This window comes from Spirochaeta isovalerica, assembly GCF_014207565.1.
Taxonomy (GTDB): Bacteria; Spirochaetota; Spirochaetia; order DSM-2461; family DSM-2461; genus Spirochaeta_F; species Spirochaeta_F isovalerica.
Genome location: NZ_JACHGJ010000001.1, coordinates 166,459 through 190,748 on the forward strand (window position 1 = coordinate 166,459; position 24,290 = coordinate 190,748).

Annotated in this window: 19 protein-coding genes; 8 read left to right on the forward strand and 11 right to left on the reverse strand. The window is 45.5% G+C overall.

All coding sequences use genetic code 11. From position 1 onward, the window contains the following. Positions 1–139: 139 nt before the first annotated feature. Genes HNR50_RS00645 through HNR50_RS00655 form a run of 3 tightly spaced genes read left to right on the forward strand, consistent with a single transcriptional unit; the run spans position 140 to position 2,015 of the window. Positions 140–586 carry a prepilin-type N-terminal cleavage/methylation domain-containing protein gene (locus HNR50_RS00645; RefSeq protein ID WP_184742386.1) on the forward strand — a complete coding sequence of 149 codons (447 nt, stop codon included), beginning with the start codon at positions 140–142 and terminating at the stop codon, positions 584–586. Further along, positions 579–1,601: a hypothetical protein gene (locus HNR50_RS00650; protein WP_184742388.1), complete on the forward strand. Its 1,023-nt coding sequence runs from the start codon at positions 579–581 to the stop codon at positions 1,599–1,601. The genes HNR50_RS00645 and HNR50_RS00650 overlap by 8 nt, the downstream gene beginning before the upstream one ends. A 42-nt stretch (positions 1,602–1,643) precedes the next feature. Then, positions 1,644–2,015: a response regulator gene (locus HNR50_RS00655; RefSeq protein WP_184742390.1), complete on the forward strand. Its 372-nt coding sequence runs from the start codon at positions 1,644–1,646 to the stop codon at positions 2,013–2,015. Here the strand turns inward: HNR50_RS00655 and HNR50_RS00660 are convergent. The 9 genes from HNR50_RS00660 to HNR50_RS00700 all read right to left on the reverse strand — a co-directional run bounded on the left by HNR50_RS00660 (position 2,012) and on the right by HNR50_RS00700 (position 13,901). Next, positions 2,012–4,657 (reverse strand): VWA domain-containing protein, encoded by a 2,646-nt coding sequence (locus HNR50_RS00660; RefSeq protein ID WP_184742391.1) that lies wholly within the window; start codon positions 4,655–4,657, stop codon positions 2,012–2,014. The two genes, HNR50_RS00655 and HNR50_RS00660, sit on opposite strands and share 4 nt — an antisense overlap. Further along, positions 4,651–6,495, reverse strand: coding sequence for a VWA domain-containing protein (locus HNR50_RS00665; RefSeq protein WP_184742393.1), 1,845 nt, complete (start codon positions 6,493–6,495; stop codon positions 4,651–4,653). The genes HNR50_RS00660 and HNR50_RS00665 overlap by 7 nt, the downstream gene beginning before the upstream one ends. Continuing rightward, complete coding sequence (locus tag HNR50_RS00670; RefSeq protein WP_184742395.1) at positions 6,492–7,376, reverse strand: DUF58 domain-containing protein; 885 nt, start codon at positions 7,374–7,376, stop codon at positions 6,492–6,494. The genes HNR50_RS00665 and HNR50_RS00670 overlap by 4 nt, the downstream gene beginning before the upstream one ends. Further along, entirely contained in the window at positions 7,373–8,359 is a 987-nt protein-coding gene (locus HNR50_RS00675; RefSeq protein ID WP_184742397.1) for an AAA family ATPase, read from the reverse strand. The genes HNR50_RS00670 and HNR50_RS00675 overlap by 4 nt, the downstream gene beginning before the upstream one ends. Next, positions 8,349–9,827 (reverse strand): hypothetical protein, encoded by a 1,479-nt coding sequence (locus HNR50_RS00680; protein WP_184742399.1) that lies wholly within the window; start codon positions 9,825–9,827, stop codon positions 8,349–8,351. Before HNR50_RS00680 ends, HNR50_RS00675 begins: the two co-directional genes overlap by 11 nt. Beyond that, the gene (locus HNR50_RS00685) at positions 9,811–10,548 is read right to left on the reverse strand and encodes a hypothetical protein (protein ID WP_184742401.1); all 738 of its coding nucleotides are present in this window, start codon (positions 10,546–10,548) and stop codon (positions 9,811–9,813) included. The genes HNR50_RS00680 and HNR50_RS00685 overlap by 17 nt, the downstream gene beginning before the upstream one ends. Beyond that, positions 10,541–12,340 carry a hypothetical protein gene (locus HNR50_RS00690; protein WP_184742404.1) on the reverse strand — a complete coding sequence of 600 codons (1,800 nt, stop codon included), beginning with the start codon at positions 12,338–12,340 and terminating at the stop codon, positions 10,541–10,543. The genes HNR50_RS00685 and HNR50_RS00690 overlap by 8 nt, the downstream gene beginning before the upstream one ends. Before the next feature lie 89 nt (positions 12,341–12,429). Beyond that, on the reverse strand, positions 12,430–13,506 hold the full coding sequence (rsgA, locus tag HNR50_RS00695; RefSeq protein WP_184742406.1) for a ribosome small subunit-dependent GTPase A: 1,077 nt from the start codon (positions 13,504–13,506) through the stop codon (positions 12,430–12,432). Positions 13,507–13,508: 2 nt separating this feature from the next. Next, positions 13,509–13,901, reverse strand: a complete 393-nt coding sequence (locus tag HNR50_RS00700) for an RNHCP domain-containing protein (protein ID WP_184742408.1) — start codon at positions 13,899–13,901, stop codon at positions 13,509–13,511. Positions 13,902–14,163: 262 nt separating this feature from the next. On the opposite strand from HNR50_RS00700, the gene mnmA reads away from it, so the two are divergent. Further along, on the forward strand, positions 14,164–15,213 hold the full coding sequence (gene mnmA / locus HNR50_RS00705; RefSeq protein WP_184742410.1) for a tRNA 2-thiouridine(34) synthase MnmA: 1,050 nt from the start codon (positions 14,164–14,166) through the stop codon (positions 15,211–15,213). Here the strand turns inward: mnmA and citX are convergent. Continuing rightward, positions 15,193–15,648 (reverse strand): citrate lyase holo-[acyl-carrier protein] synthase, encoded by a 456-nt coding sequence (gene citX, locus HNR50_RS00710; RefSeq protein WP_184742413.1) that lies wholly within the window; start codon positions 15,646–15,648, stop codon positions 15,193–15,195. The genes mnmA and citX overlap by 21 nt on opposite strands. Positions 15,649–15,748: 100 nt before the next feature. Here citX and HNR50_RS00715 point away from each other — a divergent pair, with 100 nt between their 5' ends. After that, positions 15,749–16,429 (forward strand): DUF554 domain-containing protein, encoded by a 681-nt coding sequence (locus HNR50_RS00715; protein WP_184742415.1) that lies wholly within the window; start codon positions 15,749–15,751, stop codon positions 16,427–16,429. A gap of 464 nt (positions 16,430–16,893) precedes the next feature. Here HNR50_RS00715 and HNR50_RS00720 read toward each other — a convergent pair whose 3' ends face one another. Further along, a complete protein-coding gene (locus HNR50_RS00720) occupies positions 16,894–17,502 on the reverse strand; it encodes an HAD family hydrolase (protein WP_184742417.1) in 609 nt (202 codons plus the stop codon). Positions 17,503–17,624: 122 nt separating this feature from the next. On the opposite strand from HNR50_RS00720, the gene HNR50_RS00725 reads away from it, so the two are divergent. The 3 genes from HNR50_RS00725 to HNR50_RS00735 all read left to right on the forward strand — a co-directional run bounded on the left by HNR50_RS00725 (position 17,625) and on the right by HNR50_RS00735 (position 24,266). Continuing rightward, positions 17,625–18,503 (forward strand): tetratricopeptide repeat protein, encoded by an 879-nt coding sequence (locus HNR50_RS00725; protein WP_184742419.1) that lies wholly within the window; start codon positions 17,625–17,627, stop codon positions 18,501–18,503. A gap of 62 nt (positions 18,504–18,565) precedes the next feature. Then, entirely contained in the window at positions 18,566–20,707 is a 2,142-nt protein-coding gene (locus HNR50_RS22665) for a transglutaminase domain-containing protein (RefSeq protein ID WP_184742421.1), read from the forward strand. A 1-nt stretch (position 20,708) separates the two neighbouring features. After that, positions 20,709–24,266 (forward strand): autotransporter outer membrane beta-barrel domain-containing protein, encoded by a 3,558-nt coding sequence (locus tag HNR50_RS00735; protein ID WP_184742423.1) that lies wholly within the window; start codon positions 20,709–20,711, stop codon positions 24,264–24,266. Positions 24,267–24,290 lie beyond the last annotated feature (24 nt).

Sequence of the window (24,290 nt, forward strand, 5' to 3'; positions counted from 1 at the left end):
GGATATATATTAATTGATGTACTCCTTGCTTTGATCATAATCTCCATAGGCTTTACCGCTGTTTTCGGAGCTATGAGAACAGCAGCAGACTTCTCAGTCAGATCTGAAGAGAAAATATTGAACGGGATTAAGGATAGAAATGAACTTATTCAAAGCACTATCTAATGATGATGGATATACTTTTGTAGAAGTTCTGGTCGCAATCGCCATTATTTCACTATCGGGGTTTGTTCTCTGGGCCGGAATCAGCCGCGGAATGTCATTCGCTGAAAAAATACGCATCAGAAATAGAGAGAATTCCGAAATAGCTTTTTTTGAATACCTTTTCCGCGAAGAAATCGGCAAAATCGGTCTACCTTATTATGAATCGGGATTTGAAGAATATGATGGCGTTTTTCAGGAGGAAAATCTGCTGATCATTGAAAGGGGCGCGGAGAAGATTTCCTTTCTTAATTTAAGCTTTGCCGATCTGAAACAGACGGAGTCCTATGCCGAGATTCATCTTCATACCGTAAGCGGAAAAGACATTATGATAAAAGCGCCATACGGAAAGTACCCCTTATCCGGAATCACCGCCGATGAATAAGTCCGATGGAGGGTATACTTCAGTCAGCGTATTGATTCTGATATTGTTCCTTTCAGCATTGGCGCTGGGGTTGATGGTATACTCGCGAATGTTGAGTTCCGGTTTGGAAAAATACGATAGAAGATATGCCACAAAGAGAATTCTGGAAGAGTCTGTTGTTGAAGTTATCTCTCACTTGAAAACTGATCCCACACCGGATGCCGATTCACCGAATGATCCTGTCTGGTCCTGGATAGAAAATCGAGACAGCACTGAACCCGAAATTGTTCTTGAAGATGTATCAAGCCGGTTCAATCTGAATTTTGTCCGCACGAAAATGCTGGAAAAAAGTGACTTCGCTTCGATGATGATTAATGGAATGAGTCCTGAAGATCTCAAGCAATATCGCGGTGAAGAGGGGTTTTCAGAAGATCTTATGTCAGGTTATGGTGAGTTCTTCAGCGAAGAGGATCTGGATAAGTATTTCACTGTTTATTCCTATGCAAATCTCAATGTGACTTACGAGGATTCTCTGAAAAAGATTTTTGAAATCAGGGTCGATGAAGGAGGATCCCATATCTTTCTATCGGAAATACAAACCTTGATTGCATCGCAGGAAATGGCAGATCAAGCGGAAATGAATCGAATTCTCGGGCAGAGCAGGAAAGATCTTTACCCTCTGATCAATATAGAACCATTGATAAATGTAAACTTTGCCGATGAAGATATTCTGAAAGCTGTTCTCTATTATCCCTATGGAGAAGAGAGGCATGAGAGGGCATCTGATTATCTTGACATACTGAAAGCGGAAAGATCAGCTATGGAAATAGAATCAGCGCGACTCGATGAGATTCTCAACGTCGATGGAAACTATTTGCGGATTAAGCAATACCTGGGAACGACAACATGGTTCTGGAAAATCCGTGCTGAATATGAAGATGAAATTCTGAATGTGATTCTGGCTCGCATGCCGGGGAATAAAGAAGGAGAGGAAGAGTCGGCTTTCCGAATAATCCTGTGGCAATTTAACAGTTGAAAAATCATCCCTTTCTGTCATAATTAAATACAGAGGGTTATAATGACAAGAATACTGATTATTGATGATGATCCCACCATACGATTCAGCCTCTCCAGTCACTTTTCCGATTACGACTACGAAGTCTATGAAGCGGATGATGCTTCTGAGGGCCTGGAAATAATGGAAAAGGAAAAAGTTGACGCTGTAATTGTCGACCTCCGGATGCCGGGTATTTCCGGCGATCAGTTCATTCGGAATATTTATGAAACATATGAAGGTACGGTCTTTCTGATTCATACGGGATCGACCGAATTCACACTGCCCGATGAGTTAGCTGAATATGACAGAGTTTCCAATAGAGTTTTTCTTAAACCGGTTTTTGACCTTGAGGAAATGAACCGGGAGATCGAGACTCTGCTCAAAAAAGGTTAGCCGAACCAGAATCGGTCTTTTCTTCTTCTGTACAAAGTCTCCTGTTTCCCCTTATCAATTTTAAGTCTTAAATCTATCAGATCTTCTGCTTCCGATATCTCTTTCTTGATCGTTTTCCGTCCAGACAGAAGCCGTATGACGATATTGGCCAGGAAAAGGATCAAAGCTGCCATAACAAGCGGTTCTTTCATATCTTTTGTTCCGCTTTTGTCTTCCGAATCTATAATGGAAAAATCGGGATTTCCGGTGTTGATAAGTGTTCCGCCGGTAAATTCAGCCAGTTCGACCAGAAGAGAAAAGTCTTCGTTCATTGGCCTGAATTCAGAAGAGTAGGGGATGCTTATTCCTGTCACTTCCGGTTCAATCCTGTTTTCTTTGTCATAAACAGTAATGAGACTCGTTCCTTCTGCAGGTAAATCAAAAGAGGCTCTGTAAAGTCCCGGTCCTCTCTGAAAAACGTCGAGAATTTGTTCCGATCCGTCGGGAGAGGTTATAATGGCCTGCAAATTCAGCTTATTTATGTAGTTTGATTCTTTGTCTTCAGCATTGATGACCAGAATGCGATGATTGCCCGTTCCGGAAAAAGAGAAGGTGAGATTCTGCTCCGTTACCGGCCGTTCCACCCATCGGATCAATTGGGCTGCGAACCGGGGGAATTTATCCCAGGACACCAGTCGGCTCCCCCATCTTCCTGAAAAATCGGAACTCCATGAAGCTGTCTTGCCCAATCCGTAATTCCAGGCAGATAAGAGCGGATGGTTTTCATTGGACGTGAGGATATGCATGGCTCCGGATTTGGGATAGGTTAGAACAAAACCGTCAAGAGCCGGGAAGGGTTCGTCCATTCCTTCTATGATTTCGTGCCGGATGCTTTCTCCGGGAAGGAATGTCTCTTCGACTATGTGCGCCCTTGAAACGATAAACGACTCAGATGCGAATATGCGCGGAACATCCCGAATATCTGAAGAATAATAGCTCCTTCCTCCTCCCCATAGGGCAATGTTTTCCATAAGATCTCTGTCAGAATCCATACCTACTGAAACAGTGGATACGGTAATGCCTTGGTCTCCGATCTCTTTAGTCAAGCTTTCAAACTCGCCGTCTTCGGAAAGTCCGTCAGAGAGGATTATCATATGGCGAACCGCCGAGTCTGATGAAAGAAGTTCCTTGTATGCCGCTTCCATGGCGGGGTAGAGCGAAGTTCCGCCTTTGGGTTCGACGAGCATCAGCTGGTTTCGGATGGCATCGACTTCTTTTGCCTCGATCATGGGAACGGCAAAGTAGAAATCTGTATCGAAAGCAATTATCCCGACCCTGTAGAAAGGATTGAGTATCTCTACAGCTTCCATAACGGCTTCTTTCGCCACATCCAGTTTGATCACACCTCTTTCGACAGCGCTTTTCATACTGCCGGAGCGGTCGATAACCATAATCATTGTCAAGCTTGGAATTTGAAGCGACGAGGTCACATCCATATCGACGGGGAGAATTTCTTCCAGCGGAGTATCGTAGTAGCCTCCGGCTCCGAAGCTTTTATTGCCTCCGACCATGATGAAACCGCCGCCTTTGTTCTTAACATAATCCTTGATCAATTCCATTGTGGAAATCGATACGGAGCCTGAGGGTATGTTGTCAAATATGATGCTCTCATATTCCAGCAGTCTCCCTGCCGTTCCCGGAATCATGCGCGGTTTCACTATGTCGGAGTCTATATTCTGAACAGCCAGTGCCTCAGCCAGGTACGGGCTGTCCGATTCGCTGACGATCATGATTTTAGGTTCTCCCGAAACGGTTACGGGAACCGTCATGGAATTATTTTCCATATAGGTATCGGTGTCCGGCTCTATCAGGGCTCTGTACTCATGAATCCCCGCTTCCTCAAGTCTCGACGAGTAGGTGAATGTGTTCAAACCGTTATAGATTTGTATCCGCTCTTCACCCATATAGGTTCCGTCGCGGAAAAATGTCACTCTTGCCGCGGTCCGGACGGTGCTTCCGACTATGAGGGTGTAATCGTGGATCTGATTTACTGAGATCTTACCCGGTACAATGAAATCCTGGATATACACTTCCGACTCAGGTTTTTCAGAGTAGAGGGGAACCGTATAAATTCTGATTCCCGCTGAAGCCGCTCTGACAGCGGCGTTCCTGCCGTTCCCCAGATTTTCCAGTCCGTCGGAAAATAATAAAATGGATCTTTTCCCTTCTTCCGGAAACATCCCGATGGCTTTGTATATTGCTTCTTCAATATTGGTGGCTCTTCCCGAAACTCTTGACTCCCATGTCACATGCCGCAGATTGTTCTGGAGATTCCGTTCAATCATTCCCTCATTTCCGAAAAGGACTATTCCGGCAAAATCTTCAGGTTCCAGCTCGCTTAATCTGCTGTTGATGATTTCGGCTGCTTCCTCTCTCGCTTTCGCCGAAACGCTGTCCGATACATCAATTACAAAAATCGTGTAGTCTCTGCTCTTTTCTCTGATGATTCCGAATCCTGCCAAAGCCAGAACCAGGAATGTGAAGCTGAGAAAATAGAGAATGATCGAGGCTCTGGCGCTTTTATCACGACGTTTTTTACGGAATTTTATGAGGAAGTAAACAGGGATTAGCATGAGAAGCAGATAGAGGGGAGCTGTTACCATTTTGCCTCCTGGAACATCCATTCCGTGGAAAGTGCAGCGAGAGCCAGTATAAGGAGAAGTGACATAAGGGGGAATTTGTATTCTCCTGTCTTTTCCTCCCGGTCCTCTTCGGTAACCTCAGGAAAGCGGGAAGAGATATCTGATTCGTCACTGTTGTTAAGGTTTACCGAGAAAAACTGAAAGTCGTCTCCATACTCGACTTTATAAAGCCCCGTATGTACCGTTTCTATAAACCGGTTTCCTTCATTTGTCAGTTTTTGTCCAGTTGGAAGGGTCACGTTAGCTGTTCTGTATAATGGATCGGGAATTCCGACGCTTAAAGGTTCACCGGTACCGGACTGATTTATCTCTTTTCTTGCATAACCTTCGGTAAGCCAATTTACGGCATTGCTTATAAGTACGGGAAATGAGGAGTTCAAGGGGAGATCGCTGTCCGTAAGATCAAATGGTATATAGACAAATTTCAGAAAACGGCTTTCGAGGGCATATAAAAGCCCGGTGTTGCCTCCGGAAACGAGCTCTCTGATGTTCGGTCCGGCCAGAGGAGCCCGGGCCTGCAAAATCGAAATACCCGAAAGATCCAGAGAGTCAGTGACAGGGTGTCGTTCTGAGATCGCGACAGCCTGGGGTCTGACTTTGTCCCTCTCGTCTCTAATGCCCGACGGAAGAATATCTATATACATAAAGCGGCCGTTTGGATTATTTTTCCGGGGAGGGATTCTGTCATATATTACAAGATCAAAATTATCAGGGATATCCTGCATGGGTATTCCCGCTGAATTATAGAGCATCGGAACCGTATTTGCCGCAATTGATTCATCGTTTCCCTGCATTCCGGAAAATCTCTCCAGGTATATTTCAGGTATGGATTCCAGGGCTTTTTCCAGAAAGAAATTCCCCGGGGTGACGAGAAGAATCCTTTTTCGGCTGTTGGAGCTTATATAAGCCGACGCTCTGTTATCGCTATCGAGTAAATCTTTCCCTTTCAGCACCGCACTGATTTCCGATTCCGGTTCAGCTTCTAGTTCTATAATCTCCCTTGTATCTGACCAGGGGTCCAGATTCCCGCTCAAAATCTCAATGATTTCATTTCCGGTCATGATTTCAGCCTCGAACTCAACTGACTCATCTGAAAAATTACTGATCTGGAGATAGAGTTCATAGCTTTTGCTGTTGGCTTTCTCTCTCAAGTAGAAATCGGTCAGGGCTGTATTGCCAGTGTATTCTTTTCCGGCGCGGATAAATTTAAAATTATCCGTTTCTGAAGGCAGATAATCGAATGCTCCATCGCTGATCATTATGATCGAACCTTCCGGCGTTACCGAGGCGCTGGCTATTTTCATGGCTTCTTCAATCCCGTTGACAAGATCTGTCGCCTCGATCGAATTGATAGCGTCAATCAATTCATCATGGTTCTGACTGTAGGAACTGACTATCTTCGGCGGAAAGGATGAGGTTACGATCATAGCCTCGCCCAGAGAACCCCTGATGACATTGATAGCCTTTTCCTTTGCATCTTCGAGGCGGCTTTTTCCATCCTCCACTACATTCATACTGGCCGAATTGTCTATGAGAAGAACAGAATTCTCTCGGCGCAGAGGAATAGTGAAAGGAACTTTTATATCTGCCAGGGACAGCGAAAGAATTGTCACTGTCAATATTTGAAGGAGGAGAATGAGGAAAGAGGGAATCCTGTATTTTCTTTTCTTTCGCACTTTTTCCCAGATTAGCAAAGAAGAAACTTTTGTCGATTCCATTCTTCGAAAAAGAATGTGGAGCAATATTATCAATGGTATGAGCAGCAGAAGAAACAATGCGCCGCTGTTTCCGATGGTCACCCTATCATTCCTCCTTCTCTCAAATATCTCAACAGGAAATCCTCAATGGGAACCAGGTTGCCCGAGCGGATATAATCAATTCTTTTCTTCCGGCAGAAAAGCTCGATGGAGGAGAACCAGGAAGCCAGTTCCGTATCATATTCATCCATAAATTTCTTATCTGCGGAAATACTCAGTTTCTCGCCGCTTTCCGCATCAATAAGTCTGTATGATCCGTAAAGCCGGGGAGACAATTCCTCTTCCGAAAGGACCTGGAGAACGATAACATCGAATTTGCGGTAAATGAGTGATAATAGACCCTCTTCATAACCCTTTGCATCCAGTAAGTCGGAGATGATAACGGCAGTTCCGGGTCTTTTGACTTTCAAGGCATATTCCCGGAGCGCCCTGTTAAACTCCGTCGAACCATCGGCTTCAATCGCTTCCAGGTAGGAGAACAGTGTTCGCAGGCTCGATAACCTTCTTTCGGGGACGTACATTTCTCCCATTCTGTCGGAGAAAGACGTTATTCCGACTCTATCGAGACTGTGGACTGCAATATAAGCCAGTGCTCCTGCTATTTTTTTTGCATAATCCATTTTTGCGGGGTTGCCGTCGTTCATGGAAAGGCTTGTATCCAGGAGAATATGGACAGACTGATCTTCCTCTCCGGAAAAAATCTTAATGAGCAGTTTTTCAAGACGCCCGTAGATATTCCAGTCTATATAGCGCAAATCATCACCGCTGTTATAATTGCGGTAATCGTGAAATTCCGTACTCATGCCTCTGTGTATCACTCTGTGTTCGCCTCTTACGGCCCCTTTGCGAAGTTTTTTACTGAGTATGGAGAACTGCTCAAGCTTTCTGAGGAAATCCCTGTCGAAGAGAATGGAATCGGTCATAGCGACTTCAATATGGATTCGACAATGCTGTCGGGAGTTATGCTTTCTGCCTCGCCTTCGAAACTCAATATGATTCTGTGCCGGAGCGATGGATAAGCTGCCTTTTTGATATCCTCCATGCTTACATTGTAGCGGCCGCTTACCAGAGCGTATACTTTGCCTGCCAGAATCATGCTCTGCAGTCCACGGGGGGAGGCTCCGTATCTAATGAATCGACTGAAGGAACCGGCTTCCGATTCGGGATGGGTCGCCTTCAGCAGGGATACGGCGAAGTCCCGTACTTCTTCGGGAACAGGAACGGAACGGATCAGAGCTTTCATGGAGGTTATTTTTTTCTCATCAGCAAGAACGTCAAGCTCCGGCATGGAAATGCCGGTGGTCAGATCCGCAATGCGGGCCAGCTCCCCGCTATCGGGATACCGGACAATCAGCTTGAAGAAGAAACGGTCCAGCTGTGCTTCGGGAAGAGGATAGGTCCCCTCCATTTCTATGGGGTTTTGCGTCGCCAGAACGATAAAAGGTTCATCCAGCTTATGAGAAACACCACCTACAGTCACCTGTCGTTCCTGCATCGCTTCAAGAAGGGCGGACTGAGTTTTGGGAGTCGCTCTGTTGATTTCGTCGGCCAGTATAACCTGGGAAAAGACCGGTCCGCTGCTGAAACGGATGGAGTTGCTTCCTTCCTCGTCTTTCATTAGGACATTCGTTCCTATGATGTCGGCGGGCATAAGGTCGGGGGTGAACTGGATCCGCGATGTCTCCAGGCCCAAAACAGAACCCATCGTTTTTATCAGATGAGTCTTTCCCAGACCGGGAACACCTTCGATAAGTGCATGGCCCCCTGCGAGAAGACAGACGAGAATATTTTCCAGCAGCTCGCTATGCCCGATTACAGCTTTGGATATCTCATTCTTCAACAGTTCAAAGTTTGCGATAAAGGATTCGACATCCTCTTTCTTTATTTCCGCTGTTTCACTCATCATTCAACACTCCTATTGCCAGAAAATAATCCCGGATTACAGATTCATATCCCCGGGGCAGAATATCTTTATCCATAGCTGTTTCCAGCTGGTTTCTATATGAACGGATGACATCCATTTCTTCTCTCGTCGGTTCGACGATATGGGGAAGAGCTCTTATAAAGGATTTCATCTGTTCGCCCTCCTGCATGTCCCCTCTTATATTGTCTTCGTCATCAAATTCGCCGGATTGCTTTTTTTCTTTATAAGGTTCCATAAAATCCTGATTATCTGGCTGGTCGTCTCCGGGAGCCAGATCCGGATCGAAGTCGCCATTCCCTTCTTTTTCATAAAATGGCGACAGGGGATCGGTCTCTCCGTTCTGTTCATTTTTTTTGTTGTCTCCATCGGTGTCACCGGGTTTCCCCTGAGAGCTCTCCGCTTCGTCGGAACTCTCTCCGGGGTTGCCCTGTTCACCATCGTCCAGTTCCGATACTTCGCTGGATGTCGATTCGCCGCCATTGTCATCTGTTTTTTCCTCCAGGTCTTCAATGGGGGCTCTATCCCGGATCCGGTCATCGGTCATTGAACCTTCGCCGTCTCCCGGAGATCCTTCGCGGCTTTCTCCTGCTCCGCCCAGACGGACGTCGGGTGTCAGAGAAAAAGTTTTCATCAGGCTCTCCAGAATATCACCCAGTTCATCGCCCATTTCCCGTTTTCGCTGCAGCTGATAAATTTCATTGTCCGCTTCTTCATCGGTAAGAGATTTGCTCTCCTTGTTCACACCTTCCCTGGCCAGTTCCTCTATTTTTGACTCAAGTTTTCTGCTGAGCTGCTCCACCTCTCTCTCAATAGCCTGCTGATTCATAAAACGGTCCTGAATTTTCTGCCCGAGCTTCCTGTACTCCTCCGCAAGATCTTCAAGATCCTTATCATTTTCATCGCTGTTGACAGCATCGATTCTTCCCGAGGCATCCAGAAGCGAATCGCCCATAGCTGTCTGTTCCCCGCTTATCTGCAGAAAGGAGAAACTGCTCATCCAGAGAAAAAGAAAAAGACCAGTCAATAGAGGAATAAAGGGATCTCTTCTGGAAAATCTGATGGGAAATACCTCTATCGGCTTAATCCTGTCGCTCAGTCCGATGGCATCGCTCATGATGAGAGAGGAGTAGGGGTTCTCCGATTGGCCGAATTGAAAGGCGGCGCTCAGTTTCTGGTTAAGTCCGGCTTTTTCATCGGTTTCCTGAAGTATTGTCAAATGCGTTTCCAGGCCAAGAAATCCGTAAACGAAAGTGAGAATACAGACCGAAATAAGAGCCAAAAGGGGCAACCCGTATTCCATCCCGGTAAAGTACCGCAGGGGAAGGGCTGCAACGGAACCTATGATGAGGAGAATGAAAGATGTAAGCAGCAGATTCGTCGTAGCTCTGGTGATCCTCTTCTGCTTTATCAGCTGCTCTGCAAACAGGACCAGTTTATCTCTGCTTGTCATGAATACTCCTGCTGTAAAGGTTTACGATCAGGCATATGGCCCCTGTAAGAAAGAAAGTAACACCTATCCATAGATAGACAGGACCGGATAAGGTTCTGATCAAATCGCGGGAATCCTGGAGTTTGATAAATAAAAGCATCAGATGGCTATCGGGAAAGAAATTGGGGCTGAGAAATACAATGACGACAGCGGAGAACCAGATAATCAGAGTCAGTATCCAATGCTGTTTTTTGAATATGACAAAGAAGAAAAGCCCCAGAAGATAGAGATCGATAGTAACCATAATCATGAAAAGTATAATTGCGCCGAGATTGGCCGGGCTGATGGCCGAAACCGATCCGGCAACCATAAGGATGGGCATAAAGAGCAGATTCAGAAAAAGAGAGTAAAATAGGCCGTATGATAACCGTCCGGCGAGGAATGTTCCGGCTGTGATACCCGTATAGAGAAACCAGTCGTCCATTGATATGATTTTGGTATTCTGAATATTGGAAACGGCGGACTTTATTGTCAGGTAGGAAATAAACGTCAGAATGGTATAAAGGGCGATATTAAACATTTCCGGTTTGACCGATCTCGCGAGAAAGTAGGAGACCGGCTGGGAGGGGTAAAAGAGAAAGACGAGAAATGTTATAACCGCAAGTCCCGCAAGATGAAGTCTGAACATAAGGAAATTGATGAAGCCTGCTTTTATCTGCTCTTCAAACAAGGGATTAATCATATGAGCCTTCCCCGGTAATCAATCTGTTGATAACTATGGAAACCGATTTGCTTTTCCATGTCTTATTGGAAAACTCCGCGGGAAAAAAAGGTTCATTCAGAAAACCGCAGAATATGATATCGCTGTTTTCCATAAGATGATTGAGATACATATAGGCCGTCGTCAATCTCAGATCATCGCTGGTGTCGCTATGGGATTGGGCCATGAGATCATTGAGAAGAAAGGTTTTTTCTTCCCCGGGCAGAATTGTCTCAACTTTGTATATTTTATCTCCTTTCAGGAGAAACCCGTTGCGAATGGCTGAAGCCGACTTGTTGGAAACCGTAAGTGCCTCAGGGTGTAACGCATCACTTCTGAAGAAATCGCAAAGGCTTTCAGTTCTCTGCTCGAATCTGAATATCCGGGAAGACCACTGTTCCATATCTATGTTTTCAAAAGAGAGCTCCGGTTTATAGTTCAATCTTATGTTTTCATTGGTATCTCTTTTGACTATGGCCGATGTCGAATCAGGCAGAGTGATATCACTTCGGGTTCTGCCAGACGAACCGATCAGCAGATCCTTGTAATAAATCGCTTTTTCGGAAATGCCTTTTTGATAGACCAGGTTAATGTCCAGGGCGAAACTCTCTTTGCGGTAAGTACTGTTGAAAAGAATAATAAAAAGAGAGGAACTTAACAGAACAAGCAGCAGCATAAGGAATGCTATATATCTGTAAATATTCTGACTCTCTTTCCGAAGCCGCACCAGAATGAGCATGGAAAAAGAAACAGATACGGACAGAAAAAGTACCAGCGCAACGTTGATTCTGTCCAGATAGGTAAACCCGGAATTGTCAAAGAGCCTTATATAGTCTTCCAGAAGAAACGGTTCATCCATTGATGATCGGAAAGTGTCTTCCTGAGGGACGGAAGAGTTAATCCTGTTCCAGATTTCCCCGATGCCGTCCCAATTCTGCAATGCGTTTACGGAATAATCATAGGGAAAAAAGAATATGGAACCTTCTCCGGAACGGCTGAGGCTTCCCGCTTCGAAGCCGCTTTCAAGAAGAATCTTGTTTTCCTCCGGAGTCTCCGTGATATTAACGAGCAGATCCGAGCCGGAAATTCGTCTTAATCCTGTTATTTGTGACGGAAGGTAGTTCCTTTTCGAAGGGGAAGGGCTCTTGCCTCCCCAGACAGCCAGCACGCCTCCTGAACTGACCCATCCGCTTATGGCATCAAATTGATTATTGGTCAGCCTGTCGTAATATTCTCTATGCATGGATATTATCGAGGTTCCGCTGTATGCCATCGGAGAATCAGGCAGAGTGTCGGGATGGGGGAAGACCACATTTCTCCGGTCGAATACGGGATGTTCGGGAGGAAGAGATAAATCAGGATAGGGCGAGACGACAATAATGAACTTCCCTCTGACGCCTTTCTGTTTCAGAGAAATCCTGTCATTAATCAATTCTTCTCCATCGGAAGTCAAAATCAGCGTAAGATCCCGGTTGTGATGTCCGATCGGTATGACAAAGGACAGCACTTTATCCGAACCTGCCGGCAGATCAACAGGTTTATTGTATTCTCTCATCTGTTCTGATGCTGTTCCGGAATTATCCGTTATGACTTTTAAAACGCCGGTCACAGCAGGTCCCTTATTGCTGAGCCGCACCAGAAGGGGCGTCCATGCATTTTCTTCATAAAGACCGTTAAAACCGAGCATGGTACTGAAATCTATGCTCTGAGCATGAAGAAAAGAGCTAATGAGAAACAAAGCTGTAAGGCCGGTAATTCGTTGTTTCTTAAACATTTTAATCTAAGATAAACTCTAAACCGGTGTATGAAGGGACGCAAGAAAAAAAAGCCCCGGCAAAAGGCAGGCTTATGCCGGGACTGTCATTAATGGGATGATTTACGGATGTGATTGAGCGATTTCTGTAGTTTGGCGATTTTTTTCCATTTCGCTTTTTCTTCGAGCGCCTGTCTGGCATCCTGTTTTCTTTCGAGAAACCGGAGTTCCCGCTGCAGATCCAGATAATTCTCAAAACGGCTGTGATCCAGCTCCCCCGTCGAGAGAGCTTCCTGAACGGCACAGCCCGGTTCTCCGCTGTGGGTGCAGTCACTGAAACGGCATTGTTCGGAAATTTCAGCTATATCGGAGAAGGCATTGTCAAGCGACTCTTCCGTTCCCCACAGCTGAAGCTCTTTTATACCCGGTGAATCGATCAGAATAGCACCGCTTTCCAGTTGTATCAGCGATTTGGTCGTCGTCGTATGTCTGCCTCGCAAGTCGTTTTCACGCTGGGTTCCGGTTTTCATTATCTCCTTACCTGCCAGGCTGTTTATCAAAGCCGATTTGCCTACGCCGGAAAAACCGGTAAATGCTACGGTCTTCCCTTCTTTCAGGTATGCATCGAGAGATTCGAGACCTTCGCCGGTGACAGCGCTCGTCATATAGACCGATGCTCCGGAAGAAACGCTTTCAGCCTCAATGTAAAAGCTCTCCCTGTCCTCGCAAAGATCCACTTTGTTGAGAATGATAACAGGCGTAGCCCCGCTGTCCCAGGATCTGGTCAGAAAGCGCTCCAGCGCTCCGCGGGAGAAATTTCTACCGCCGTCCAATCCGAAGACCAGAAAGATATAGTCGGCATTGGCTGCGATTACCTGTTCTTCTGTTTCCACGCCGGCCCGTTTTCGGGAAAAGGTGCTTTTGCGGGGCAGAAGCTTTTCTATTACGGCGCCTCCTTCGGAAAACCTGAGCAGGACCCAATCTCCAATGGTCGGGTATTCGGATCTGTTTGCTGCCGTATACATATAATGACCCGATACCCGGCAGGAAAGCCTGTCTTCGGAGGTCGCTATTTCATAGATATGACGCGATTCGCCAATGACGCGGCCGGGTATGAGTCCCTGTTCTCTGTATGGTTCATAGTGGTTCCGGAAAGTAGAATCCCATCCCCATTTTTCTAGTGACATAATCAGTTAGCCTCCACGCATATGGAATGTATGTTCGTCAAAGTTTTCTCCACGGGAAAGGGGAGCATTGTCATTGCCCTCGCCGCCATAGAGAAAAGCAGGATCTCGCTGTCATCCCCGGCGATCCTGTTCGTTCGGATAAATCCGCATCTGGAGCATCGGTGGACGATAGCCCATTCACCATCTCTGCGGACCCAGAGCGCTATAGGTTCCATCAGTGAACGGCAGCCTGAACGCCTGTCTCCGGGTTTTAAATCCATATGCCGGCTCCAGAGACAATAGGGACAATGGTTGCGGTGTTCGCCTCCGCTTTCCTGGGGCGAAACGGTTCTGCCGCAATTTCCGCAGATAAATGTTTCGTTGTAATTTATTATATTCTTTTTCTGTCTGGACATGGTGTAATCTCCTCAAGATTGTTCATTTGAGACGATTTGGATGTCCTGTTCAAAAATGGCAGATGTGCTGTTTGATAGGAGTTTCTAAGATTTTTAATTGGTATTAAGTAAAAACCCCTAAATGAACAGGAACATCCCTGTTACAATAGCTTTCATACGACCTCCTGATTATGTATAATTTATGTATGATTCCGAATATCATTTTCAGGATGTTCAGGACTATCGTCAAGGGAAAAGACGGTTCTAAACAAGGAGTACACATTTGAAAATAGCAGTGGGATTAAGCGGCGGAGTAGATTCCTCAGTTGCGGCCTATCTGTTGAAAAAGCAGGGCCACGATATTATCGGCGTGAGAATGAATCTCTTTCCGGAAGGTCAGAACACCGATGAAGATGATGCGCAGAAAGTCGCTGATTATCTGGGAATCCCCTTTCATACTATTTCTCTTGAAAAAGAGTACCGCGAAAAAGTTATCGGATATATGAAGAGTGAATATCTCTCGGGGCGAACTCCCAATCCCTGTATCATATGCAACAGGTATATCAAATTCGGGCTTTTTCTTCATAAGGTTTTTGAAGCCGGACTTGATTTCGATATGTTTGCCACAGGTCATTATGCCATGCTGTCAAAAGATGAATCCACAGGCCGGTATTGCCTGCGGAAAGGATTGCACAGTGACAAGGACCAGGCTTATTTCCTTTCCATACTGACTCAGGAGCAATTATCGAAAATCCTGTTTCCCCTGGGGGAAATGGAGAAAAGCGATGTAAAGAAGATTGCCGATCAGGCGGGATTGTTCACGGCAGGGAAAAAAGAGAGTCAGGATCTCTGCTCCGGAGACTACAGGAAATATATTTCACCGGATGAGAGCGGTCCGGGTAACTTTGTGGACAGGGACGGCAGAATCCTCGGCAGACACAAAGGCATTGAAAACTATACAATCGGGCAGAGAAGAGGACTGGGACTGAGTTCTCCAGGCGAGCCATATTATGTCGTCGGACTCGACGGTGACTCGGGAAACGTCATTATAGGGTACAACAGCGATCTTCTCAGCTCATCCATGACAGTCGGTGAAATAAACTGGGGCGCTTTGGAAAAACCCGATTTGCCGCTTAAAGTACAGGCAAAAATACGATATCGCGACGAAGGAGTCGAGGCGGTTATCAGGGAAAAAACCGGGGAAGACAGGTATCTGGTTGAATTCAGCAAAGAACGCCGGGCTGTCACCCCCGGACAACTGGCCGTATTCTATGACAAAGATCTTGTTCTGGGCGCCGCTTTCATAGAAGCCTCAGATATTTCCGGTAATTGAATCTATTCTCTCCAGCAGTTCCCCTAAACTGTGCGTCCGGTTCCGGGCGCATAGGGGAGCCGGATTATCACAGATCAGGCATTTTCTCCGGGGCAGTCCCAACTCTTCCCGGGATACCGGATTGCCCCGGACTGCCAGCACATCCATATCAAAGAGTCTTCCGCAGGGATGACTTTCTTCGATTTCAACAGTTCTCTTTTTTAACTCTTCCGGCGCCAGTTCAATTGAAAAGAAAGCTTCCGGCCCTGTCCTCAAGAAGCGAATATAGGCGTACAGAATCCTGTTGCCTACAGCGATGTTCAACTGATCCAGGCCTTTGCGAAAAGCGGCTCTGAACGCAGCGGAATCTTTAACGGATCCGGGGATGTTCAGAGTATAAGACAGACAGGTTCCGTTAAAACGGTCAAGAATCTCATCCTGTATCTTTCGTCTCATATCTCGGCACTCAGCCATCATAAATACATCTACTTCAACTTGCATAAGCTTCCCATTAGTGATTTGATTATATCAATTTTACGAGATGAGGAACAGAATAATGATTGGAACCATAGTAAACAGCGGCGCCATTATAGTCGGAGGGACAATAGGGCTGCTGCTCAAATCACGCAGTCCACGCAAGCTGACAGCAATCGCCTTTCAGGGTATCGGGCTATTCACAATCTCTCTGGGGATCATGATGGCAATTAAAGCAAATAATATTCTCTTCATGATATTCAGCATCATTCTGGGAGGTATCACCGGCGAACTTTTGAAAATTGATCAGGCCATGGACAGAATGGGAGAAAAACTGAAAAGAATCGCCAGGTCGGAAAGCAGCCATTTCGCAGAGGGAATGGTCACTGCTTTTCTCCTTTTCTGCATGGGTTCCATGACAGTGCTCGGCGCAATAGAAGAGGGGTTGGGAGGATATCCGAACCTCCTGTATGCGAAGTCGGTTCTCGATGGAATCGCATCGATCGCGCTGGCCTCAACTCTTGGTGTCGGGGTATTGTTTTCAATAATTCCCCTCATAATTTTCCAGGGAGGTCTGACCCTTTTTGCCGGTTCTGTTCAGGGATATCTGACAGACAATGTTATTATGGAAATCAGTGCGACCGGAGGTCTTCTCCTGCTGGGATTGGGGATTTCCATTTTGGAGATTAAAAGAATAAAAACCATAAACATGATACCGGCGTTATTGTTTGCAGCGGCATTCGCTTTGATCTTCAAAGGATAAATAATATTTATGAAGCTCCTGATAATTGTTTCAGGATCATTAAGCAAAGTTAGAGTTCAAATCATGTTATTAAACATTGTTTGAACTCTTTTTTTTATATCGCAATAAAATATCCACACCTCACTATAAATAATATTATACGAATATTCCGTATAGGTTTTATATTTCTAATTTGCTTAGGGCGGTGCCTTGTTTTCAGGAAACCAGTATAAAATATAATAAATATTGCTATAAAATGATCAATAAATAATAAATATTACCTATATATAATGTTTTGTGTTCTTTTAGTTCTTCTCGAAATGTGTTTTTTGTAAAGCTGTTATCCTTTAAGTTGTATTACTGTTTGATTATTATTACATATATTTTTTTTCTATATTTATTATCTCCTTCAGATTATGAATTCCTGTCTGGTGGAAAGGTTGGATCGGAGGGTAAATAAAATTACAGTGAAAGGGTAATAAATATTATCTGTTCTTTGTGAGGTCGAATATAACAGGTAAGAGTTCATCAAGCTTGTTTATCAAAAAATCTGATTGGATTCTGTGGTCATTTTCTCTTCCGGTTTTTTTGTAGGCTGTTTTGCAACCGGCATTTCTGCCTGCTTCAATATCATGAATATAGTCTCCGACAATCAGAATCTCACTGCAATCGATATTGAGCTTTTCTGCTATGTGGAGTATGGCTTGAGGATCGGGCTTAACGGGAAAGGGGTCGTCACGGGAAATGATTTCCAGAAAATGCTCTGCTTTCGTTAATCTGAAATTTTCAAGAGCTCTTATTATGGCTTTTCTGCTGTTCCAGGAGAGGATAAACACGGGTATTTTCAGACGGTTCAGGAATGAAATCAGCTCATGAGCATAATCTTCCTCCCTGGACTGGCAGGCTGCACTGTATTCATGGCAGTCGAGGATTTCTTCGGCCTTTCTCTTTTTTTCCTCCGGAAGCATTTCTAAATAGTCGAGCAGGTACCGGTCGGCAGGACATCCGGTCAATTTCCGTATTTTAGAAAAATTTATTGCTCCCGCTTTCGTCAATGTGCCGTCAAAATCAAAGATAACCGCTTTTAATCCCAAATCATCACCTTTTTAAAATGAAATATCTAAAATATCAGCCTATAATGATATTATATAAAAAGCCCCGATGCTTTTTGTAAATAATCTACCTCAGTGATATATTTTACATATAGAGGTCCAAAATGTTAAAAAGAGTTTCATTCGCAGTCATCGTTCTTTTGGTTTTTACGGCGGGTTTGCCGGCAAGGGATCTTTTCATAGATTACCTGGACGGGGAAGTTGACATAAAAACGGGAAATAACTGGGATCCCCTATATATCGGGGACCAGATTTCGGAAGATGATGTCATCAAGCTTTATAATGACAGCTATGTCGAATTAACTCAGAACGATATTAAGCTTACTCTGGAAAAAGCCGGTGTTTATGAAGTTTCCTCTCTGCTGGATCAGGTTGTTAAAGCGGACAAATGGGGCATAAAAGGTGCTTCGGTTGCTAAATTGTTCCGCGATGATGAAGTTGAAGCGAGACAATCGGCTGTAATGGGGGTCCGGGGTGATCCTCAGGATGAAGAAGAAATTACCTGGGTCGATGATGATGTCGAGTTTCTCGAAGAAGGCAGAGAGCTTTATTTGAGAGGGGACTTCGAAGAAGCGATTCTGGTCCTGGACGAAGGAGCGGAATGGTATGGTTCCAACTATGATGAGATCCTGTTCTATAAAGCTCTTTCTGAATACGAAACCGGACAGTACCGGAAGATGAGAGAATCGATTTTCGAGATGGATCCTTATGCAGATGCTGAATATTTCGGCGAGTATGTTTTATTGAAAGGGAATCTACTGATAGAAAGTCAGAATTATATAGAAGCGGAGGAACTCTTTGACAGGTACATAAGCGACGCTGACAAGAGAGACGCTGAACAGAATGTGTACCTGTTATGGGCCTTCTGTTCTTTAGAGCTGGATCAGGAAATATCGGCCAGAGACAAACTGCAGAAAGCCATCAGCATCAATTCTCGCAATGAGATAGGGAGAAAAGCCTCGGAGATACTCCAGGACCTTTGATCTGTTAAAGAAAAAGATGGATGCAGAAGCGAATCTTTTTCTTAATTATTTTATTCGCCATCGTGTGTTTTTTACACTCTCAATCTAATGAAGGGATAAATTTCAATGAAAAATACAAGTATCCCTTCGGTCTTTCTGTATTATATCAAACCTATTTCCCCATAGCTCGTGACACCTATTCATCCGGGGGCGAATACGCCTTTAACGACTTTTCCCTTACAGCAAAACTGCCTTTGCCCAAGCTGCCGGTTATCCAGCCGATGTTACAGATAGGAACTATCCTTGTTTCCGCTTCAGAAGAAGTAGATGAAAAGAGAAACCATACCCAGATATATGCCAATGCCGGAGCTTTCTACGCTCATAAGTTATCAAAGATGATTGAGTTGGGAGCGGATCTGGGAGCCGGTGTTTCCTACGGTTACTTTCCCGATCTCGATCCCGATGGAGATCCGAGAAGCACCTGGATCTTCAATGCCCAGGCGGGAGTTTCATTAAGCCTCAATCTCAGTTATAATTTCGTACTCGATCTCAATCCCAGATTTAAATACACACGGACGTTTAAGGATATATCCTATTCCGGCGATCTCGACACTCTGTTAAACGGTTTTTCTTTCACAATCGGCGTGGCCGCTTCCTATCGCTTCGGAGAAGATCCAGACTCGCCTGAAGCGGAAATACGCAGCATAAGATTTGATAATGTGGAAATAAATCCTTTATTCGCTTCCATGCAGAGCTTTTATGTTAATCATCCCATAGGATCGGTCAGCCTATCCAATATTGAAGACTACGATATCGAGAATCTTACCGTTACATTTATGCAATCGGGCTATATGGATAATCCCACTGTTTCAGCGGAGCTTCCTTATCTGGAACAAGGAGATTCGGCGGAGTTTGATCTTTTTGCCACTTTCAATGATCAGGTTTTTCTTACGGAAGGAGTCAAACCTCTCACCGGCGAAGTTTCCGTCCGATACACTTCCAGGGGAAGGGAAATCGTTCAGACTGTACCGGTATCCTATGATCTGCACGACAAGGAAGCCATTACCTGGGATGATGATAATAAAGTCGGCGCTTTTATCACGCCGAAAGATTCCGCTTTGAGAAACTACACGAGTTTTCTTCGGCAGACCACTCGGGATCTGGTCAACCCCGGTTTAAGCGAGACTCTGCAGATAGCTATGCAGGTCTTCTACGGATTGACGGAAATCGGAATCCTCTACCAGAGAGATCCCACATCACCTTTTGACGCCGCTCAGGAAAATGCCGAAATCGTAGATTCGGTCAGCCTGCCCAGGAATACTCTTAAAAGGGCCACTGGAGACTGTGATGACCTGACGGTTCTTTTCTGCAGCCTTCTCGAAACAGCCGGTATTGAAACGGCCTTCATTACCACGCCTGCACATATTTATGCCGCATTCAATACAAAGGTGCCTTCGCGGGATTTTAAGCAGTTACATCCGGCAAAAGAGATGACCCTTAATATCGACGGCGACTTATGGGTCCCCGTAGAGATTACCATGATCGGACAGACCGGTTTTTTAAAAGCCTGGAGAACAGGAATAGAGGAGTTCTCCCGCTATGAGAATCAGGAGGATTCGAGAGGTATTTTCAAGACCCGAGATGCGCAGCTTGTTTATCGGCCTGTCGGACTGAGGGAGACCGATCTGGGACTTCAATACGGTGACAGAACCAAAATCGGTCATGACTTTAAAGATGAAATTGATAATCTGGTAGAGATGATCCTGGAAGATTTTACAAGGGAAGCTGCTGAGAGCGGAAACAAGGGAAGCTATAACAAGCTGGGGCTGATCGGCGCTCAGTTCGGAAAATACGACCTGGCCGAATCAGCGTTCAATACGGCACTCTCTCTCGACAGAAACTATCTGCCTCCGAAAATCAACCTGGGCAATGTTTTTTATATGCGAGAAGAGTATCAGAACGCTTTGAGGATTCTTCACAGCGCCGAAGAGGATTATATCAAAAAGGGGAGAACCTCTTCCGATTCCTACGCCAAAGTTCTGCTCAACATCTCACGGTCTTATTACGAATTGGAGAATTACGACAAAGCCGCGCTTTACTCTCAAAAGATGGCGGAAGTGGCTCCTGAACTGGGAGACCGCTATGCCTATCTGGGCGGATCCGGAGGAACCCGTGCCGCCGATATAGGCGCTGCTCTCGATATACTTTTTGTTGAGGAGGAGTGATATGAATTACCGCACTCTGATTCCTGTTCTCTGTGCAGCAGTGCTTTTTATTTATTCCTGCGCCGATCCCATAGACATGGATCTTATACAGGTCGCGGAAGATGTTTTTCCTCCCGACATCCTTGAAGTCGGAGCGACGACGGGAAATTACTATTACTCTACCGTTACCATTGAGGGCTATGTTGAGGATAGCTCGCTTTTCGGTGGAGATGGTGAAGGGTATCTCAAATTTATCAGTTACTCCACTCCCAACAGTTATGCCATAAGGGGCAGGATTGAGATTGATAGAGACGGGACTGTTCAGACAGATCTGACATACGGCAGCGGTGTAATTATATATAATGCCGAAACAGGCTTCTTTACTTTTTCCTTCAATACCAATGATCCGGGTCGGGAGATTTCCGGAAACCTCGTTATTCTTGTAAACTTTGAAGATGCCAATGGAAACGTCGTTACGGAAGAGATAGAACTGTCGGAAATTGATGAACCCTATTATTCCATCCGGCTTTTTGAAATTCTCGATGTGACTTCTGAGGAAAGGGAGATCGTCTCTTTTGAAACCAGAAACACCATATACATGGATGGAAAAGTAGGGAACTCCCTATATCACAGAGACTCTTCCGATGAGATCCAGTCCATTAAGTGGTCTCTTGTCAATATGGGGATAATTTGCCAGCTGGATATAACAGAAGATAATTTTGACGGTTCTGTCTATTCCTATCAACTGGATGAAAGTCTTATCCAGAACCCCGAACTTACTTTTGATCCGGAAACGGGAGAGTTTGAATCCCAGTTTTATGTTCCCTTCACCTGGGGGACGCCCGGTACGATTCTGCTTCTGGAATTTTCCGTAAGAGATAAAAACGGCCACGAAGCATCCCGGAATTATATTCTGAGCTTAAGATCCGAATCGCCCGAATTGCTTAAAACGGGAGAGCAGGGAACAGGATTCTATTCAGGATCACATATTTATATTGCAGACGGGGGCATCGTTTATTATTCGCCTCTCAGCTATACGCCAAAGGATATTTTTATCGAGGGAATGGTTTACCGCAACGGACCTGTGGAAACGTTCTATTACAACCTTGTCGGCCCCGGCATAGATTATACCTCTCCCGATATCACTTCAATCTACAATGTAACCACTGCATCAACGGTAACGCAGATTAATGATAACGAGGAATTCCGGATTGCACTGGATGCCACCCGTCTCACAATGGCTGCGAGCGGACTTATGGAAGTTTATCTCTACGGACTGAGCGACAGTTACCAGGGCCAGGAGTATTACGAACTGAGAGCTGACGGCGGTGAACCTGAACTGTCCGATAGTGCCGCGGGATTGAATCCGCTGGATGTGGTAAATGATCATTATGCCGCATCGGGAAGCCGCTTCCGGCTTTCTTTTGATATCTCAGATTCCGGTGCGGCTCTTTACCGGTCCGGGCTGGATATTTCAACTCTGGCTGTCGATGTGGGGAACTATTCCGTACCTTACGGCGATATAACCATTATGGGCGACACGGCTCCTTATTCGGTAACCCTTGAAGTTCCCATAGACAATACCGTCGTTTCCGATAACTCGGCAATTGAGTACTCTGTAAAGGTCCGGGATTATACGGGCAACGAATACAATCACGCAGGAGCTTACACTTCATCGGGAATTACCTTTTATGATGGAGTTCCGCAGGAAGGAAGTGATTTCTCCTATACGGTTTCGGCTGATTCCGGATCGCCGGTCCGTGACGGGGATGAAATTTCAATTGATTTTTCTTTTATACGCGATGTGGAAGATGTTTCCGTCACAATCGCCGGACAGGCTGCCGATGAATCCGCCGGAGATGTTTTCTCTTTGACTCTTGATGCCGATTCCCATCTTTCCGCCAGCGGAACATATGGTATGGATATACCCTATGTCATTCATTTTTACGATATGGCGGGGAATGAATATAACCAGGCGCTTGCCCCGGGGCTTTCTGGTATCACTTATGACTGGACCTCTCCCGGAGAATCGACGATCAGTCTTACCGGTCTGGTTTCCGGAAACTACGGAAATTATATCTCCTCTTCGGTCAACAGTTTCGATGTCGAAATTGTTCTGCCTGCCGACGGGGGCGGTCCTTCTGATGACGGGGAAGCAGTCAGGATTGGTGATTCTGTCGAGTTGTATTATAACGACGGCTCATCTGACAGTCTCATCGGGACTTACACGGTTATATCCGATAATCAAAGTCAATGCTCGATCACCCTGAACAGCAGCGATCATCCGCAGGTATTCACGGGAGATGAAGGTAGCATTAAGAATTTCCATGTCATAATCGAGGATGAGGCAGGGAACAGAAGCTCCGCTTCCAACACAGTCTCGGCAATTCTCGACAGAACCGCTCCTTCGATTGCGAATCTGACCCATTCTCAGTACGCTTTCAGTGAAAATGTCATTGCCAATGATCAGGAGATAACCATATCAGCCACAATCAGCGGGCATGAAGAAGCTAATGCGGACATCTCTTTTGGTGGCAGCTTAGTCGATAATGGAGATATTACTGATGGAACATACTCCTGGAATACAAATGGATTGAATGAAGGTTCCTATACTGTTTTGCTGACTGCTGCGGATGACGGGGGAAACAGCGAAACTGACAGCCTCGTCATTTATATCGATGACTCTCCTCCCGTCATCAGCGGCATTATTCCTCTTTCCGAAGACCGCGTTGTACGGGATGGGCAGACTATCTCCATTTCCTCCCTCGTTACAGATAACGTAGCCTCCGGAGGCACGACGATAACTGTGACCGACAGCGGTTCCTATTCTCAATCTCTTTCTGTGACAGACGACTCTTCGGTCTTCAGTGCTGACTGGACAATCCCGGCAAGCGATCACGGAGATGTATATACGGTTACATTTCACGCTCAGGATGTTGTGGGGCAGATTGAAGAGGAAACAATCAGCATCACGATTGATAAGGAGGGGCCGGGCAAACCCGTACTGACATCTACGGATTATCAGCTCGCCGACAGCGAATCCGTTACAGTCTCTCTCGATCTCGCGGGAACCGGTTACGAAGATGGCGATTCTGTTGTGCTCTACAGCGAATTATCAGAAATTGGCAATGGCATCATTCTGTCGGGAGCCAGTTCTTTTACGATCGGCCAGAATGATCTGGGCGGCAATGGATCGTATTCAATAACTGCCATAATTACCGATCAGGCGGGAAACGCCGGGGAAGTCAGCGATGGAATAATTCTGTATGTCGATACTGACAGTCCGGATTTTACCTTTGATAGTTTTAATCCGGGAAGTACAGCAAATGATGTAGTGATATTACTAACCGGAATAAGTACCGAAACCGGTGATATAACTATAGAGGCAGACATCTCAGACTCGGCTAATGTTTCACAATTTTTTACTGAAACTGTCCCGTACTCAAGCACATATGACTCCGGTGATATTGATATCAGCTCGCTGGCTACGGGAGTTATCGAATGTGAAGTTCGAATCTTCGATGAAGCCGGGAACACCCTTGATTGGAAGAGTGCTCCGGCGGCTGTAGATAAACCGTAATAAGGGAATTGTTTTGTGAAAACT